Origin of the sequence: Microbacterium sp. (assembly GCF_047607465.1) — a bacterium.
GTDB lineage: Bacteria > Actinomycetota > Actinomycetes > Actinomycetales > Microbacteriaceae > Microbacterium.
The window spans coordinates 1-17,277 of record NZ_JASGCY010000055.1 but is presented as its reverse complement, the minus strand read 5'-3'; the positions used below and the strand labels follow the sequence as shown (position 1 = coordinate 17,277).

The 17,277-nt window shown below is 69.9% G+C and carries 15 protein-coding genes; 7 read left to right on the top strand and 8 right to left on the bottom strand.

Annotation, left to right across the window (positions count from 1 at the left end; genetic code table 11):
* Positions 1-264: 264 nt before the first annotated feature.
* From QM568_RS07260 to QM568_RS07245, 4 genes are read left to right on the top strand one after another with little or no spacing between them, the layout of a single operon-like run.
* Positions 265-1,995, top strand: a complete 1,731-nt coding sequence (locus QM568_RS07260; RefSeq protein ID WP_415137305.1) for an ABC transporter ATP-binding protein — start codon at positions 265-267, stop codon at positions 1,993-1,995.
* Positions 1,992-2,804 (top strand): energy-coupling factor transporter transmembrane component T family protein, encoded by an 813-nt coding sequence (locus QM568_RS07255; protein WP_415137303.1) that lies wholly within the window; start codon positions 1,992-1,994, stop codon positions 2,802-2,804. Before QM568_RS07260 ends, QM568_RS07255 begins: the two co-directional genes overlap by 4 nt.
* Positions 2,805-2,815: 11 nt before the next feature.
* Complete coding sequence (locus QM568_RS07250; RefSeq protein WP_415137301.1) at positions 2,816-3,691, top strand: siderophore-interacting protein; 876 nt, start codon at positions 2,816-2,818, stop codon at positions 3,689-3,691.
* Positions 3,688-4,323, top strand: coding sequence for an ECF transporter S component (locus QM568_RS07245; RefSeq protein ID WP_415137299.1), 636 nt, complete (start codon positions 3,688-3,690; stop codon positions 4,321-4,323). The genes QM568_RS07250 and QM568_RS07245 overlap by 4 nt, the downstream gene beginning before the upstream one ends.
* A gap of 44 nt (positions 4,324-4,367) precedes the next feature.
* Here QM568_RS07245 and QM568_RS07240 read toward each other — a convergent pair whose 3' ends face one another.
* From QM568_RS07240 to QM568_RS07225, 4 genes are all read right to left on the bottom strand, one after another.
* A complete protein-coding gene (locus QM568_RS07240) occupies positions 4,368-4,739 on the bottom strand; it encodes a type II toxin-antitoxin system PemK/MazF family toxin (protein WP_415137297.1) in 372 nt (123 codons plus the stop codon).
* Positions 4,736-4,954, bottom strand: coding sequence for a ribbon-helix-helix domain-containing protein (locus tag QM568_RS07235; RefSeq protein ID WP_415137295.1), 219 nt, complete (start codon positions 4,952-4,954; stop codon positions 4,736-4,738). The genes QM568_RS07240 and QM568_RS07235 overlap by 4 nt, the downstream gene beginning before the upstream one ends.
* A 120-nt stretch (positions 4,955-5,074) precedes the next feature.
* Complete coding sequence (locus QM568_RS07230; protein WP_415137293.1) at positions 5,075-6,238, bottom strand: acyl-CoA dehydrogenase family protein; 1,164 nt, start codon at positions 6,236-6,238, stop codon at positions 5,075-5,077.
* A 142-nt stretch (positions 6,239-6,380) separates the two neighbouring features.
* On the bottom strand, positions 6,381-7,310 hold the full coding sequence (locus QM568_RS07225) for a M15 family metallopeptidase (protein ID WP_415137291.1): 930 nt from the start codon (positions 7,308-7,310) through the stop codon (positions 6,381-6,383).
* Positions 7,311-7,379: 69 nt separating this feature from the next.
* Here QM568_RS07225 and QM568_RS07220 point away from each other — a divergent pair, with 69 nt between their 5' ends.
* Together QM568_RS07220 and QM568_RS07215 are read left to right on the top strand one after the other, a co-directional pair.
* Positions 7,380-8,438 carry an Rv2578c family radical SAM protein gene (locus tag QM568_RS07220; protein ID WP_415137289.1) on the top strand — a complete coding sequence of 353 codons (1,059 nt, stop codon included), beginning with the start codon at positions 7,380-7,382 and terminating at the stop codon, positions 8,436-8,438.
* Between the two features lie 21 nt (positions 8,439-8,459).
* A complete protein-coding gene (locus QM568_RS07215; protein ID WP_415137287.1) occupies positions 8,460-8,999 on the top strand; it encodes a YaeQ family protein in 540 nt (179 codons plus the stop codon).
* 164 nt (positions 9,000-9,163) lie between these two features.
* On the opposite strand, the gene QM568_RS07210 is transcribed toward QM568_RS07215, so the two are convergent.
* Complete coding sequence (locus QM568_RS07210; protein WP_415137285.1) at positions 9,164-11,335, bottom strand: DEAD/DEAH box helicase; 2,172 nt, start codon at positions 11,333-11,335, stop codon at positions 9,164-9,166.
* A 292-nt stretch (positions 11,336-11,627) separates the two neighbouring features.
* Between QM568_RS07210 and QM568_RS07205 the strand changes: the two genes are divergently transcribed.
* The gene (locus QM568_RS07205) at positions 11,628-12,524 is read left to right on the top strand and encodes an aldose 1-epimerase family protein (RefSeq protein WP_415137283.1); all 897 of its coding nucleotides are present in this window, start codon (positions 11,628-11,630) and stop codon (positions 12,522-12,524) included.
* Between the two features lie 480 nt (positions 12,525-13,004).
* Here the strand turns inward: QM568_RS07205 and QM568_RS07200 are convergent, their stop codons facing one another.
* From QM568_RS07200 to QM568_RS07190, 3 genes are all read right to left on the bottom strand, one after another.
* Entirely contained in the window at positions 13,005-16,184 is a 3,180-nt protein-coding gene (locus QM568_RS07200) for an efflux RND transporter permease subunit (protein WP_415137281.1), read from the bottom strand.
* Positions 16,185-16,199: 15 nt separating this feature from the next.
* Positions 16,200-16,790, bottom strand: coding sequence for a TetR/AcrR family transcriptional regulator (locus QM568_RS07195; protein WP_415137279.1), 591 nt, complete (start codon positions 16,788-16,790; stop codon positions 16,200-16,202).
* Between the two features lie 91 nt (positions 16,791-16,881).
* Positions 16,882-17,277 (bottom strand): fluoride efflux transporter FluC (locus QM568_RS07190; RefSeq protein WP_415137277.1); only part of this gene is annotated, 396 nt, incomplete at its 5' end.

The window sequence follows — 17,277 nt, the reverse complement described above, 5'->3', positions numbered from 1 at the left end:
TCGCCCCGCGCTGAGCGGGGCCCCCCGAGCGGCGCCCCCGCTGACCGCCCCGCGCTGAGCGTCGCCCCGCGAACATTGCCCCGCCAGGCGTCGCCGGGCATTCGGGTCGCAGTTCCTGCCGCTCCGCCGGCCGGATACCGGCGTCGGCTGCGACCCGAACGGATGCCCGCCGATCAGGGAAGCATCCACCACCCGGACCGAGTGGCGACCCAGGTAAGGCGGGGCTAAATTGGATGGGTTCCCGTCCGGCTATCCGAGGTTCCCGTGCCCTCATCCGCGCCCCTGCTCCGTGTGCGTGACCTCACCCTCTCCCACGCCGGCGCCGAGCACCCCTCCCCGCATGGCGTCTCCTTCGACGTGGACGCCGGGGAGGTCGTGCTGCTGCTCGGTCCGAGCGGGTCGGGCAAGTCGACGCTGACCCTCGCCCTGAACGGTCTGATCCCGCAGTCGGTGCCGGCGACGATGACGGGAACCGTCGAGGTCGCCGGGCACGGCACGGCCGACACCGCGGTAGCCCGGCTGTCCTGCGACATCGCGATGGTGTTCCAGGATCCGGATGCGCAGCTCGTCACCGGCACGGTGCTCGACGAGGTCGCCTTCGCCCTGGAGAACCTCCTGCTGCCGGTGGCGGAGATCCTGGAGCGCAGCGAGCAGGCCCTGCGCACGGTCGGGCTGTGGGAGAGGCGCACCGAGAACCCCGACCGGCTGTCCGGAGGCGGACGGCAGCGGCTCGCCATCGCGTGCGCGCTGGCCATGCAGCCGCGGATGATCGTGCTCGACGAGCCGACCGCGAACCTCGACCCGCAGGGCATCGATGACGTCTACGACGCCCTGCGCGCGCTGGTGTCGGATGCCGGACGAGCCATCGTGCTGGTCGAGCACAACCTGGATGCCGCCATGCGCTTCGCCACGCGCGTGCTGGTGCTCGACCGCGACGGCCGGCTCGCCTTCGACGGCCCGGTCGCCGAGGTGCTGCGCACGCACGCCGACGAGCTGATCGAGATGGGCGTGTGGCTGCCGTCGAGCCTGCTCGCCGCCCGGCGGATGCGGGATTCCGGTGTCATGCTCGACCCGCTGCCGCTCACACCGGAGGAGCTGGTGGATGCGCTGGCGGGCGTTTCGTCTCGCTCCGCTCGCGGGGCGACCGGGGAGGAGCCATCCGCCCGCGGGAGCGCCGGAGAGGAACCAGCGGTCGCCCCGCGAGCCGAAGGCGAGACGGAACGCGCTGCGGAAGCCCCCGCGGTCAGCATCCGGAGCCTGACCGTCACGAAGCAGCGAGCCGAGATCCTGCACGGGATCGACCTGGACATCGAGGCGGAGTCCTTCACGGCGATCGTCGGAGCGAACGGCGCCGGCAAGACGACGCTCGTCCAGGCGCTCGCCGGCGTCGTCGCACCGCCGAAGAGGACCGTGCGGATCGAGGACCTGGATGCCGGCACGGCGTCCCCCCGCCGACTCTCCGCGCACATCGGCTTCGTGTTCCAGAATCCCGAGCACCAGTTCATCGCGCACACCGTCCGCGACGAGCTGTCCCACGGCCTGCGCCTGCAGCGCCTCGACCCGCACGAGATCGACGCGCGGGTCGACGACGTGCTCGGCCGCTTCGGGCTGACGCACAAGGCCGACACGCATCCGTTCCTGCTCTCCGGCGGCGAGAAGCGCCGCCTGTCGGTCGGCACGGCGATCGTCACGCGGCCGCGGGTACTGGCCCTCGACGAGCCCACTTTCGGGCAGGACCGGGCCCGCGCGGCCGAACTGCTTGACCTGCTCAGCGGCCTGCGGAACGAGGGGACCACCGTCGTGATCGTCACGCACGACCTCCAGCTGGTCGCCGACTACGCCACCCACACCGTGATCCTGCGCGACGGGCGGGTGCACGCCGCGGGGCCCACCGCCGGGCTGCTGGCCGATCCGTCGGTGTTCGAGTCGGCCGGACTGCGACTCCCGCCGCTGCTGCGGATGCTGCCCGCCGGACCGAGCGGAGCGACTCCGTGACCGCGATCGCCGACCCTTACGCCGCGGTCCGCGTCCCGGACCGGCACTGGCTGCACCATCTGAACCCGCTGGCGAAGGTGTTCCCGGTGCTGCCGGCGATGCTGACGCTGGTCTTCGCCCGCGACCTCGTCACCCCCGCCGCCTTCCTGGTGCTCTCGTACCTGCTGCTGTTCACCGGTGCCCGGCTGACCCGCGGCATCCTGGCGCTGCTGCTGGTCGGGATGCCGATCGGCATCCTGCTGCTCGCCGCCAGCTTCTCGCTGTGGGTCGACCCGGCCCTCACCGAGGGCACCGCCGTCGTGCTGCGGATCGGCGATTGGCAGCTGCGCACGGGGGCGCTGACGATCGGGCTCGCGACCGGGCTGCGGTTGGGCGCGATCCTCGCCCTCGCGCTGATCGGCGGCATCACGACCACCGGGCCCGACCTGGTGCGCGCCGGCATCCAGCAGCTGCGCGTGCCCTACCGGATCGGCTACACCGCTCTGGCCGCCTACCGGTTCGTGCCGCGCTTCGGTCACGAACTGGCGGTGATCCGCGCCGCGCATCGGGTACGAGGGCACCACGGCGGCAGCTTGCCGTTCGCGCGGATCGCCCGCGGTTGGGGCTACATCGTGCCGCTGCTGGCCGGGGCGATCCGGCATGCCGAGCGCGTCGCGCTGTCGATGGACTCGCGCGCCTTCGGCGCCTTCCCGACCCGCACCGAGCGGCATCCGGTGCCATTCCGCATCCGCGACACCGGCTTCATCGTGCTGTTCCTCGCGGTCTCCGCCGCGATCCTCGCTCTCACCTTCCCCTGGCAGCTCTCCTGAGAGGAGACATCGTGGCATCCGGAAAGATCGTCAAGCCGGCATCCGCCGAGCTCATCCAGCTCACCGTGCAGCGCACCGAGCGGCTCTCGCCGCACTGGGTGCGCGTGACCCTCGGCGGCGGCGACGTCGAGAGGTTCACGCCGATGGGCTTCGACCAGTGGTTCCGTCTATTCCTGCCGCTCGGCGGCGAGGAGGCCCTCGAGCGCGTGCCGCCGAAGGCGAACAAGGCCCTCGGGTATCTGAAGTTCCTGCGCATCCCGGACGGCGAGCGGCCGGTGATGCGCAACTACTCGGTGCGCGCGCACCGACCGGCCGATGGCGAGCGCGGCGCCGAGATCGACGTCGACTTCGTGCTGCACGGATCGGCCGCCGATGGCACGTCAGGGCCGGCCTCGCGCTGGGCCGAGCTGTGCGCGCCGGGCGAGAACGTGCTGATCATCGACGAGGGGTTGAACTTCAACCCAGAGCGCGGCACCGACCGGGTCGTGCTGGTCGGCGACGAGACGGCGCTGCCGGCGATCGCGTCGATCTGCGCGTCACTGCCGGGCACGGCCACGGGGGTCGCGATCGTCGAGGTGCCATCGGATGCCGACGCCCTGGCCTTCCCGCATCCGCCCGGCATCGCGGCGCGGTGGGTGGTCCGCTCGCACACCGACATTCCCGGCGTCCCTGCTCTGGATGCCTTGCGCGCCCTCGAGCTGCCGGCGCAGCCCTTCCACGCCTACATCGCCGGCGAGCAGGGGCTCGCATCCGGCGGGCGCCGGCTGCTGGTCGGCGAGCGCGGGGTGGACAAGAACCTGGTGAGCTTCACCGGCTATTGGAAGATCGGCGCGGCGTCCCCGGCCTCGAAGGCGGCCCGCGAGGCGGCGTCGGAGCCGCTGGCATGAACGGGTCGGGTGGGTCGGGCGAGCCGAGCGGGTCGGGTGCGCCGGGCGAGCCGGACGGATCGAGCGCGCCGGCCGGATCGAGCGCGCCGGTGAAGCGCCGCTTCCCGACCACGATGCTGCTCACCTGCGCCGCGATCGGGGTGGCCGGCGGGATCGTGCTGGCGCCGGCCGGATGGCTGTCGAACTTCCTGTTCGCGACCGTCCCGTTCATCTCCGTCGCGCCGGCGGGGCTCTGGCTGGTCCCGGGTGTGATCGCGGCGCGGCTGCTGCAGCGCCCTGGTGCCGCCATGCTGGTCGGGCTGATCTCGGGCCTCGTCGCATCGCCCTTCTCGAGCACCGGATTCGGGATGGTGCTGACCACGCTGTGGTGGGCGTTCTTCGCCGAGCTGCCGTTCCTCTTGGTGCTGTGGCGGCGCTGGAGCACCTGGCAGCACTACGCCGGCGCGGCGGTCTGCGCGATCATCTATCCGATCGCGGCGTGGTACTCGTTCAACCTCGGTACCCTGCCCCTCGGACTGCAGATCACGTTCTTCGCGATCACGATGCTCAGCTGCCTCGCCGGTGCGGGGCTCGGCGTCCTGATCGCCGACCGGCTGCGCACCGCCGGGGTGGGGCGGCGCGTCACCGCCTGAGGTGCCGGGGCTCCGGCATCCGGCATCCGAAGGCCCGGACGGCTTCAGAGCGACAGATGGATGCGCAGCGCCTCGTCGACGGCGCCCATGAGCTCGGCGGGAACCCAACCGACGGGCCGCATGATGCGCGCCACGGAGACGGTGCGCACCTGCTCGGCCTGCGCCTTCGACTCACGGTCCAACCCCGTCGCTCCGGCCGGCAGCAGCACCTGGAACGGCAGGACCCTCGCCGTGTTCGACGTCAGCGGCACCACGGTGACGGTCGCCGAAGCCGTGCGACTTGCCACCGCGTTCGCCGTGTTGTTGCTCACCACGACGGCACGTCTAGTCTTGCGCGCCTCCGAGCCGACCGCAGGGTCGAGCGACACGAGGACGATCTGCCCTCGGCGCAGCAGAGGAGCGGATGCTTCGCTCACGCCGACGCGAACCCGTCGGCGTCCGCCAGATCCCAATCCGCGTCGTATCCTTCCGCGTACGCCTCGGCGTAGGCATCCGCGAGATGGCTCTCTCGAAGCAGCCGCACGGCGTCCTGCGCCACGGCCGACCGAGAGGCATAGCGGCCGCTGCCCGCCTCGGAGTCGAGGAAGACGAGGTCGCTCTCGCTGAGGCTGAGGCTGACTTTCGTGCTCACGCGGTCATGCTGCTCCGGTAGCAATGGATCTGCTACCGGCCCTCGCGCAGCGGCAGAGCATCGGAGCCCGGGCACGACACGCCGCGGCGCGGCATCCGAGGCCCCTCCATGAAGCGGGTGTCAGCGCTTGCCGGCGATCTGGCGACCGACGAGGTCGCGCATGATCTCGTTCGTGCCTCCGTAGATGCGGTGCACGCGGGCGTCGGTGAAGGCCCGGGCGATCGGATACTCCATGATGTAGCCGTAGCCGCCGTGCAGCTGCACGCCCATGTCGAGCACCTCCCACTCGCGCTCGGTCGCCCAGAACTTGACCTTCGCGGCGTCCTCAGCCGTCAGCTTGCTGTCCTTATAAGCCAGCAGGGCACGATCGATATACGCCCACATCACCTCGGTCGTTGTCACCATGTCTGCGAGACGGAACCGGGTGTTCTGGAAGTCCGCGATGCGCTCACCGAACGCCTCGCGGTCCTTCGTGTAGGCGATGGTCCACTTCGTCGCCGCCTCGGCTGCGGCCGCAGCCGCGACGCCGATCGAGAGGCGCTCGAGAGGCAGATTCATCATGAGCTGGATGAACCCCTGACCCTCCTTGCCGCTGATGAGGTTCTCCTCGGGGATGAACACGTCGGTGAAGCTGAGCTCGGCGGTGTCCCACCCGTGGAAGCCCATCTTGTTGAGCTTCTTGCCCTGGTCGAAGCCCTCCATCCCCTTCTCGACGAGCACGAGGCTGAACGCGTCAGGGCGATTGCCCTCGCCCGTCTTGACGAAGGTCACCACGACGTCGGCCGTCGAACCCGAGGATATGAAGGTCTTCGCGCCGTTGAGGATGTAGCCCCCGTCGACCTTCTTCGCGTTCGTCTTGATCCCGCGCAGGTCAGATCCCGCGCCAGGGTCGGTCATGGCGAGAGCGCCGAGCACTTCACCTGTGGCCATGCGGGGCAGCCACTTCTCCTTCTGCTGCTGGGTGCCCATGTGCACGAGGTAGGGCACTGCGAGGTCGTCCTGGATGCCGAAGGCGCCGGCGAGCGAGCCGGCACCGACGCCGATGACCTCCTCCATCACGATGGTGCGGAAGCGGTAGTCCTGCAGCATCCCGGCACCGCCGAACTCTTCAGGCACTGATAGCCCGATCAGGCCGGCCTCTCCGGCGGCCAGCATGGTCTCGCGGTCGATCTCGCCGGCGGTATTCCACTTCTCGATCTGCTCGTTGGTGGCGTGGCGCTTGACGAAATCCTTGACGAGATCCCGGAAGGCCTCGTGATCTTCGTCGTAGATGTCGCGTTCCATGGCGTCCTCCTGAACGTCTCGTGCGTCGTTGCTTCAGCGATTGTATGTCGGAACGGCGACATTTGGGAATGGGTACCATAGTTTATGAGACTCAGTGCCGCACGCGGAGGTGGCGCGGACCAACGGATGCCGCACCCCTCGCTCAGTGCGGATAGTCGGGTGCCGCCGGCAGCCCGAAGAACTCCTCGAGCGTGTGGAATCCGCCGGAGTGATAGGCCGCCGCGAGCTCACGGCCGATGTAGCGGACATGCCAGGGCTCGGGCATGTAGCCGCTGATCGCCGTCTCCCCCGACTCGTAGCGCACGATGAATCCATACTCCCAGGCGTGCTCGGCCACCCACGCGCCCTGGGGGGTGGCGCCGAACGACTCGATGGCGCCGCAGGGTGCGCACGCCACGAGATCGAGGGCGAGGCCCGTCTGGTGCTCGCTGTGCCCGGCGCGCGCCGAGGCGGCATCCGCTCCCGCCTGCCCCTTGTTGCGCACGTGCGTCGCATAGGTGCGCACCTGCAGGTCGTACGAGCGGTATCCGTTGTTCACGCCGATCTGCCCGACCCCGGCGTCCGCAGCAGCCTCGGCCATCTCGCCGACGGCGGCGGCGACGTCGGTGCGCACCTGCCCCGATTGCGTCGTCGTCTGCAGCGGCGCGGGCGTGAGCGATGCCGGAGCGAAGTCGATCGGATCGAGCGGACGCGTCTTGTTCACCACGACCCACACACGAGACGGATCGTCGAGGGCGATGCAAGGGGCATTGCCTGCGATGACCGCCTGGCGGAAGCTCTCGCCCCCTCCGAACGCCGCGACCGTCGCCGCGTCGTCGCCCGCGGCGATGGCGTCGATGACCGGCTGCTCGGAGCACGGATCGACCACCGGGATCGCATCGAACTCGATCCCGGGCACGGACAGGACCCTGCCCGGCTCGGGCATCGCGCTCTCGACCCGCGCATCGGTCGCGGATGCCGGCACGATCGACAGCAGCACGCCGATGGCCGTCACCGCGACGCCGATCGGCAGCGCCGGCCCGCGGATCGGGGATCGCGGCGGCGCGTGCTGGGGCTGCCGCGAGGATTGCATACCTCCATTCTGTCGCACCCCACCTGGCGGCACCCTTGACATGAACTCGTTCTTATGTTCGAATATAGCATGCGTTGGCAAGGACAGATAGTCGGAGATACGGATGCTTCGGCGCTCCCCGGTCTCGAAGACCGTTCGGGCATGGTGCGTTCGGTGACCACGCCCGAGTTCGCGGGCATGACCTTTCACGAGGTGCTGGCGAAGTCCGCTCTGAACAAGGTCCCTGGCGTATCCCGCATGCCGTTCACGTGGACCATCAACCCGTACCGCGGGTGCAGTCATGCGTGCGTGTACTGCTATGCCCGCAGAACGCATGAGTACCTCGACCTCGACGGCGGAGCCGACTTCGACTCGCAGATCGTCGTGAAGGTCAACGTGGTCGAGACCCTGCAGCGCGAACTGCGGCGGGGCAGTTGGGAGCACGAGCTCGTCGCCCTCGGAACGAACACCGATCCGTACCAGCGCGCCGAGGGCCGCTACAAGCTCATGCCCGGCATCATCGAGGCGCTCGCAGCATCCGGCACGCCGATGTCGATCCTCACGAAGGGCACGCTGATCCGCCGTGACATCCCGCTGCTGGTCAGGGCCGCACAGCGCGTGCCCGTCGACATCCAGATGTCGATCGCGATGTACGACGACGAACTGCAGAAGGCGATCGAACCGGGGGCGCCGACGACGCAGGCCCGCCTCGACACCGTGCGGGCGCTGACGGATGCCGACTTCGGGGTGACGGTCTTCCTGATGCCGATCCTGCCGCACCTGACCGACTCGATCGACGCGATCACCCAAGCGCTCGAGCGCATCAAGGCGGCGGGGGCGGTGCGGGTCGTCTATGGAGCTCTGCATCTCCGGCCAGGCGTGAAGCGGTGGTTCATGCAGTGGCTCGGCGATTTCCGTCCCGATCTGCTGTCGTCGTACCGAGGACTGTATCCGGGCGTGTCGGCCGAGGCTCCGAAGCCTTACCGGCAGTGGCTCGCGAAGCGCATCAGGCCTCTGATCCGCAAGCACGGGCTCGACGGGCGCGATGAGGAGGATTCCTTCCGCGCCAGCGTGCGGGGCATGAGACGGATGCCGACGCCCGAAGCTCCGGCGACAGCATCCGCTCCGGCGCAGCCGATGCTGTTCTGAATCCACCATAGGCTTGCAGCCATGGCTATCGGATCGACCATGTACACGTTCGACGTGCAACTCGCCGACACCGATCGCGGGGTATACGAGGACTACTCCCTGCGCGCCGCCCGGCATCCGTCCGAGACCGAGGCCTACATGCTCACCCGCGTCATCGCATACGGCCTGGAGTACGCAGAGGGCATCGCCTTCGGCGGCACCGTCTCGCAGTCGGATGAGCCTGCCGTGCTCGTGCGCGACCTCACAGGACTCATCACGGCGTGGATCGAGATCGGCGCGCCCGACGCCGAGCGCCTGCATCACGCGACCCGCCTCGCCGAGCGCACCGTCGTCTACACGCACCGCGACCCCGCCAAGGTCATGGCCCCGTGGGCCGACAAGCGCATCCACCGCGCATCCGAGATCCGGGTGTACAGCTTCGATGCCGGGTTCATCGACTCGGCCGTGCCCCTCCTCGACCGCCGCAACACCGTCACGATGACGGTCACTGAGGGCATGCTCTACTTCGACCTGAACGGCACGACGCTCACGACCGGAGTGCACGAGCACGAGCTCGGCTGACGTCTCTCACCGGGCTCTTGCCCACGGAAGTCGTCGCCGTCCCGGCGTCGCCGTCCCGTATGTCGGCTGAGATTCCGTCTGCATGCCGAACGTCGGGTTCTGGGCATGCAGACGGATTCTGAGCCTACGGACGGGACGGGACAAGACCGACCCAGCGCCCGGGCTCAGGCGGTGAGGTCGGCGGCAGACGGCATCCGGCCGGCGATCTCCTCGATCAGGTCGTCGTCGAGGCGAGCGCTCTCGAACGGCGCATCGATCTCGGCGCGGTCGAGCAGTTCGCCCATCCGGCGCTGACGCTGACGCGTGATCAGGGTGACGACCCGCCCACTGCGACCGGCCCTGCCGGTACGACCGGCGCGGTGCAGATACGTCTTGTACTCGTCAGGAGCATCGGCCTGGATCACCAGATCGATGTCGTCGACGTGGATGCCGCGAGCGGCGACATCCGTGGCGACGAGCACGTTCACGCGACCAGAGGTGAGGCGCTCGAGGTTGCGGGTGCGCTTGGCCTGGTTGAGGTCACCGTGGAGCGAGACCGCCGGGACACCGGCATCCGCGAACTGCTCTGCGAGCATCTCCGCGTAGGCGCGGGTGCGGGCGAACACGAGGGTCTTGCCATCGCGGTCGACGAGCGAGGTGAGGATATCGGCCTTGTCGCGATGCTCGATCACGAGCACGCGGTGCTCGATCGTGCTCGACTCCTGATCCTCTCCGGCGACCTCGTAGACGGCGGGGTCGACGAGGAACTCATCGACGAGAGCGGCGACTTCGCGGTCGAGCGTCGCCGAGAAGAGCAGCTTCTGGCTGCCGTCGACCGTGTGGCGCAGGATCCGCTGCACCGGCTCCACGAAGCCCAGCTCGCACATGTGGTCGGCCTCGTCGAGCACCGCGATGCGACAGTCGGAGAGGTCGAGCTTGCCCTGGTTGACGAGGTCCTCGATGCGACCGGGGGTGCCGATGACGATGTCGACGCCCTTCTTCAGCGCACCGACCTGCCGGCCCTGCGGGACGCCGCCGTAGATCTGCGTGGTGAAGAGCCCGACGCTCCGGGCGATCGGCTGGATCGTCCGGTCGATCTGCAGGGCGAGCTCGCGGGTCGGGGCGAGGATGATCGCGCGCGGAGAGCGGCCGAACTCGCGGCGCTTGCCGGCCTGCGACTTCAGCACGCTCTCCACGAGCGGGGCGCCGAAGGCGATGGTCTTGCCTGAGCCGGTGCGTCCGCGGGCGAGCACGTCGCGCCCCTCGAGCACGGCAGGGATGCTGGCCGCCTGGATCGGGAACGGCGTCTCGGCGCCCATGTTCCGAAGCGTCTCGGTGATGTTGGAACCCAGGCCGAGGTCGGCGAACGTCACGCCCTCGACCTCGACGGCCTGCACGGCCTTGGCCTCGAGCCGCTCGTGCACGACGTCCTCGGTCGGCTCGAACCCCGTGGCCTTGTTCGCAGATCCGGTCCAGTCGGCGCGGCTGGCGCGCTCGGGTCGTCCGCCGAAGCGGTCATCCCGACGCGAACGGTCGTCGCGCTCGAAACGCGGACGATCGGATGCCGCACGGTCACGGCCGCTACGATCCTGCCGGTCGCCGAAGCGGTCATCCCGACGCGAACGGTCGTCGCGGTTGAAACGCGGACGATCGGATGCCGTACGGTCACGGTCACGGTCACGGTCACCAGCACGGCTCGCACGGTCGCCGAAACCACGGTCATCCCGACGCGGACGGTCATCGCGCTCGAAACGCGGACGATCGTCGCGGTCGAAGCGCTCACCGCGACGGCCATCCCGCGGCGCCACGCCCGCACGCTCATCCCGGGCATACCGGGAATCGCCGCCGCGTTCATCGAACCGGCGACCGCCTGCGCGCTCATCGCGCTCGAAACGCGGACGGTCGTCGCGCTCGAAACGCGGACGGTCGTCGCGCTCGAAACGCGGACGATCATTGCGCTCGAAACGCGGACGGTCGTTGCGCTCGAAGCGCTCCCCGCCGCGCTCGTCGCGGCGGTGGGGCGCCTCGCGGCGTCCGGACTCCGCACGGTTGCGGATGCTCCGCGCCTCGTCACGACCCGCGCGCTCCTGCGCGCTCCAGCGCTGCTTGGGCGCGGCGCCCTCGGCCTCGGGGCGGAACCCGCGGTGCCCGGGGCTCCGGCTGCCGGGGCGACGGTCGTAGCCGCCCGACGCGGCGCGGCGATCGGCGGCATCCGCTCGTCCCCCGCGCTCGTCGCGGACTCCGTCGCGGGAACCGGCCGCGCGATGACGGTCGTGGAACGAGGTCTTCTTCGCGCCGTAGCGCGGCTCGAAGTTGGCGGCGGGGCGACCGCCGCGAGGCTTCTTGTTCTTGGGCATGGTGGTGTCCTTCTGAGTTCTCGCACGAGAACAGCGCCGCGCGCACGCGCGAGCACCAGCGACGGAGCGCGGGTCCGGACTGTCAGCGGCCGGGGCCATTCATGTGATGGTTGATTAGCGTCGAGCGACGCTCACCATCGGCCCCTGGACTCACACTTCACACACTGAAAAACGTCCGCGCCCTGCGCGGGTGTCCGAAGCCGACCGCCCCAGTCTACCGGTCGCGCCTGGGAGTACGCCCGGCGCCGTTGTCGGGGAGTCCGGCGCGGCGAGCGCGCCGTACGATTGCGGGGTGAGCACCACGACCCCCACCGGCACCCAGGTCCACCTTCGACGCGGCGACGTCACCGCCCAGATCGCCCAGGTCGGAGCCTCGTTGCGTGCGCTGCGCGTGAGCGGCGTCGACGTCATTGCGCCGTATCCGCTCGATGCGCCGACGCCTGCGTGCTCCGGCGTCGTGCTCGCGCCATGGCCGAACCGCGTGCGGGACGGTCGCTGGAACGACGACGGCACCGAGCGTCAGCTCGCCGTGACCGAGCCGAAGTTGAGCAACGCGAGCCATGGACTGCTGCGTTTCGCTTCGTACGAGATCGACCAGACGGATGCCGCCGCCACCCTGCGGGCGGCGATCGTGCCGCAGACCGGCTACCCCTACCTTGTCGACACGTCGGTGTCCTACGTGCTGACGGCGAGCGGCATCGAGGTCGAACACACCCTCACCAACCGGTCCGCGACACCGGCGCCGGTCGCCCTGGGCACGCACCCGTTCGTCACGATCGGCGACGTCGATCCGCATGAGCTGGTGCTGCGGATCCCCGCGCTGACCGCGTTCGAGACGGACGAGCGGATGCTGCCCACCGGAACGCGCCCCGCCGACGAGGCGCTGCGCGCCGGCATCCGCCTCGGCGACGTCGACCTCGACACGGGATTCGCCGACCTCATCCGCGATGACGACGGACTCGTCCGTCACTCGCTGACCGCGCCCGACGGACGCCGGGTGACGCTCTGGCAGGGCGAGGGCTTCGACTACGTGCAGGTGTACACGACGGCCGCGTACCCTGGTCAGTCGCTCGCCGTCGCGATCGAACCGATGACCGCCCCCGCCGACGCGTTGAACAGCGGTCGCGGCATCCGTCGCCTCGCCCCTGGCGAGAGGTGGACGCTGCGCTGGGGCGTCGCCCTGAGCTGAGTCGCTCGTCGGTTCGGGTTTCGTCGTTCCGGCCGCGGTCTCTGTGCCCGCGGCCAGATCGGTCGCGTCGTTCCGGTCGCAGTTCGTGCCGCCATCCGGGCGCCAGAGCGACACAGAACGCGACCGGAACAAGCACGCGGACGCCAGAACGGCACAGAACGCGACCGGAACGAAGGCGCGAGACGCCAGCGCGACCCGTGCCGACCGTCTACGGTGCCCGCTCCGGTCGCAGTTTGTGCCGCCATCCGGGCCAGCCGCGTCGTTCCGGTCGCAGTTCATGCCGCCATCCGGGCGCCGGAGCGGCACAGAACGCGACTGGAACGAAGACGCGAGACGCCAGAGCGACACAGATTGCGACCGGAACCAGGATACGGATGCCGGAAACCACCCGGAACCGCTCAGGACCGCACCCAGGACGACCGAGCTCCCTGCAGCCCGCGCGGAGCGACCGGGCACGCCAGAGCGCCCGGTCCGTCGGCGTCAGAGCTCGCCACGCTCGCGCAGCTCGCGACGGGTCAAGCCCTGCGGTGCATGGCCAGCGACGCCCGCCGGGCCAGCGACGCCCGCCGGCGCCCCCAGCACCCCAGCTACCCCGGCACCCGGACCACCCGCCGCCGGCCCGCCGATCCGGTCCTTGCGAGCCCGACGGCGCTCCTTCGCACCCTCGACGAGGTTGTACAGCGTCGGCAGCACGACGAGGGTGAGCACCGTCGACGAAATGAGCCCGCCGATCACCACGATCGCCAGCGGCTGCGAGATGAAGCCGCCGTGCCCGGTGATGCCCAACGCCATCGGGGTGAGCGCCATGATCGTCGCCAGCGCCGTCATCAGGATCGGCCGCAGACGCTTCTCGCCTCCTGCGAGCACCGCCTCCGCCGTCGACAGCCCCTTCTCGCGGTACTGGTTGACGAGGTCGACGAGCACGATCGCGTTCGTCACCACGATGCCGATGAGCATGAGCACGCCGATCAGCGACGCGACGCCGAGCGGCACCCCGGTGGCGATCTGCAGCAGGATCGCACCGGTCGCCGCGAACGGCACCGAGACGAGCAGCAGCAGCGGCTGACGCAGCGACTTGAAGGTCGCGACCATCACCACGTAGACGATGAGGATGGCCGCGAGCATCGCCAGTCCCAGCTGGGCGAACGAGTCCGCCTGCTGGGTCGCGACGCCGCCGACCTCGGCCGAGGCGCCGGCGGGCAGGTCCACCGCGGCGAGCGCGGCGCTCACGGATGCCGTCGCGACGGCCAGATCATCGGATGCCGGCGGCACGGTGACCGTGGCGGTGCGCTTGCCCTTCTCCGTCGTGATCGAGGTGGGCCCGTTGCGCTGCTCGACGGCGGCGATGTCCTGCAGCTGCACGACGCCGTCGGCGGTCGGGATCGCGAGCTCGCGCAGAGCCTCGGCGGTCGTGGGCGGTTCGGCGGCCGCGATGTAGATCGTCAGCGCGGTGTCGTCGATCTCGACGGTTCCGGCCTGCTGCGGACGCATCGTGTTCGACACGATCGATCCGACCGCGACCTCCGACAGTCCGTGCTCGGCCGCCGCGGCGCGGTCGACGACCACGGCGAGGTACGGCAGGGAGGCGGCGAGGTTGTCGCCGACCTGGCCGATGCCGTTGCGCCCATCGAGCTCGGCGATGACGGCATCCGTCGCCGTCTGCAGATCCTCGGAGTTCGACGCCGTCACCGAGACCTCGATGTCGCTCGAACCGAAGCCAGACGACGCCGAGATCGCGAGGTCGCCCACGCCGTCGAGCCCGTCGAGCGCGTCCTGCACGTCGGCACGCAGCTTCTCCTGGTCGGCGTCCTCGTCGGTGAGCACCGAGTAGGTCACACCGGCGCCGCCCGAGAAGGCGTCGCGCAGCGCGGATCCGCTCGATCCGATCGACGCCTGCACGTGCGTGATGCCGTCGATGTCGAGCAGAGCGTCCTCGACGGACAGCGCTGCGTCGCTCTTGGCCTCGAGGCTCGCGGTGGGGCCGAGGTCCTGTGTGATGGTCATCGTGTTCTGCCCGGAGTCGCTGAGGAAGTTCTGCTTCATCAGCGGAGCGGCGGCGAGCGTCGCGCCGAGCACGACGACGGCGAGGATCACCGTGACGCCCGAGTGCTTCAGCGTCCAGCCGAGGATCGGACGGTACGCGCGCTGCAACCGGCTCGGCGGGGCGTCGGGGTGCTCTGGATCGATCTGCTCGCCGTTCCCGTCGAGCAGGGGCTTGCCTGGCCTGAGGAACCAGCAGGCGAGCACCGGCACGATCGTCAGCGACACGAGGAGGGAGGCGACCATGGCGATGGTGACCGTCATCGCGAACGGCCGGAACAGCTCTCCGACCATGTCTCCGACGAACACGATCGGCAGGAACACCGCGACCGTCGTGATCGTCGACGCCGTGACGGCCGCCGCGACCTCGCGCACCGCGAGTCGGATGGCGTCGCCCTTGTCGGTGCCGGTGACGTAGTGGCGCTTGATGTTCTCGATCACCACGATCGAGTCGTCGACGACGCGGCCGATCGCGATGGTCAGCGCGCCGAGGGTGAGGATGTTCAGCGAGTATCCGAAGGCCTGCAAGCCGATGAACGTGATGAGCACACTGGTGGGGATGGAGATCGCCGTCACCAGCGTCGAGCGGATCGACAGCAGGAACACGAGGATGACGATGACCGCCATCACGAGCCCCAGCACGCCCTCGGTGGCGAGGGTCTCGATCGACTGCACGATGAAGGGCGCCTGGTCGAACACGACGGTGAACGTCGCACCGGGGAAGGCCTCTTCGAGCTCGTCGAGCGCGGCGACCACGGCGCGGGAGACCTCGACGGTGTTCGCCGCCGGCAGCTTCGTGATCGAGATCGACAGCGCGTCCTCGCCGTCGACGCGCGAGATCGACGCGACGGGGTCGGACTCCTGCACGACCGTGGCGACGTCGCCGATGGTCAGCGGCGTGCCGACGATCGGGAGGGCCGCGATCTCGTCGACCGAGCCGATCTTCGCTCCGGTCTGCACGGTGAGCGTGTGGCCGTTCTCGGTGATGTCGCCGCCGGGGAAGAGGATGCCGTTCTGCTGCAGGGTCGCGCTGATGGCCTGCGTCGGAGCATCCGCAGACGGGGTGATCGTGATGCGCTGGCCGACGCCGCCGACGATCTCGGCGGCGTTGACGCCGTCGACGTCCTCGAGCTTCGGGATCGCGACGCTCTCGAGCTCGGCCTGGGCGTTCTCGGCGTCGTCGAAGCCGGTCACGGCGACCTGGATCACGGGGAAGTCGTCGATCGACACCGACAGCACCTGGGGAGTCACGTCGTCCGGCAGGGTCTGCGAGATGCGGTTGATCGCCTGCTGCATCTTCTGCTCGGCGGTGGCGAGGTTGGTGCCGTAGGTGAACGTCGCCTGCACGATCGACGCGTTGGTCGTGCTCGTGGCGGTGGTCGACTCCAGCCCTGGCACGCCCTGCACGGCCTGCTCGATCGGCGTGGACACGTCGTTCTCGACGACCTCGGGCGAGGCGCCGGGATACGTCGTCATCACGACGAGCGCCGGCAGCTCGAGCGTCGGGATGAGCTCCTGCTTCAGGTTCGTCAGGGCGAGGCCGCCGAAGACCGCGGCGACGATCGTGATGAGGGCGATGAGAGCGCGGTTCTTCAGGCTGAGTACGGCGAGTTTCGACAAGGCGGTTCTCCGGGTTCAGGCGGATGCCGCACTCGTGTGCGGATGGTCGGATGCCGGCTCTCCGAGGATCCGCCCGAGAACGGTCTCGATGAAAGGACGGTCGAGGGGGGTGTCTCTGATCTGGGTGCTCCACATCACGCCGTCGATGAAGATCGTCGCGGCGGTGGCGCGTTCGAGCCCGTAGACCGGTTCGAGGAGGTGGATAAGCTGCTCGGACAGATGGCGGGCCAGCTCGCGCACGCCGGGGTCATGCACGGCCGCGGTCACGACGGCCCGATCGGCCTGCACGGCTCTGGCGTCGTCGAGCCCTTCGGCGACGAGGGTGGCGAGCACTGCGGGGCTGGTGCCGCGCTCCGCGAGCGCCGCGCGGACGCCCTCGAGGCGTGCGTCGACCTCGTCGGCGAGCTCGCGCAGTGCGGCCTCGCGCAGGTCGTCGAGGGTGGCGAAGTACTGGGTCGTGGCGCCGAGGGGCACACCGGCCCTGGCGGCGACCTTGCGGTGGGTGATGGCGTCGACGCCGATCTCGACGATCAGCTCGGCGGCCGCGGCGACGATCTCCCTGCGACGGGCCTCTGGATCGCGCCTGCGGCGGTGTGCATCGCTCATCCTGACCTCCTGTACGAATTGTACATGTACTTTTGTACATTCACCCGCGGCCCTGGGCCCCAGCCCCGGGCCCCGGCCCCGGGCCGTCGAATCAGAGGGACGCGCCGAGCAGCAGGCCGGCAGCCGCAGCGAGGAGACCGAGAACCAGGGTGCCGATGGCGTTGAAGACGGATGCCGGGCGCTCTCCGTCGCGCCACAGGGCGACCGTGTCGAGCATCGCGGTGCTGAAGGTCGTGTAGCCGCCGAGCAGCCCGGCGCCGAGCAGGAGCGCCTGATCGGGAAGAGCCGTCGTGACGATGCCCAGGGCGAAGGATCCGCTGAGGTTCACGGCGAAGATCCCCCACGGGAACCGCCGCCCGACGACGCTCGCGACCCAGAGATCGACGAGGTAGCGCAGCGCGGCGCCCACCCCTCCGGCGAGCGCGGCACCGACGAACAGCAGCGGGCTCACGACGCCGCCCCGGCCGGCGGGCGCTGCGCCCGCGGG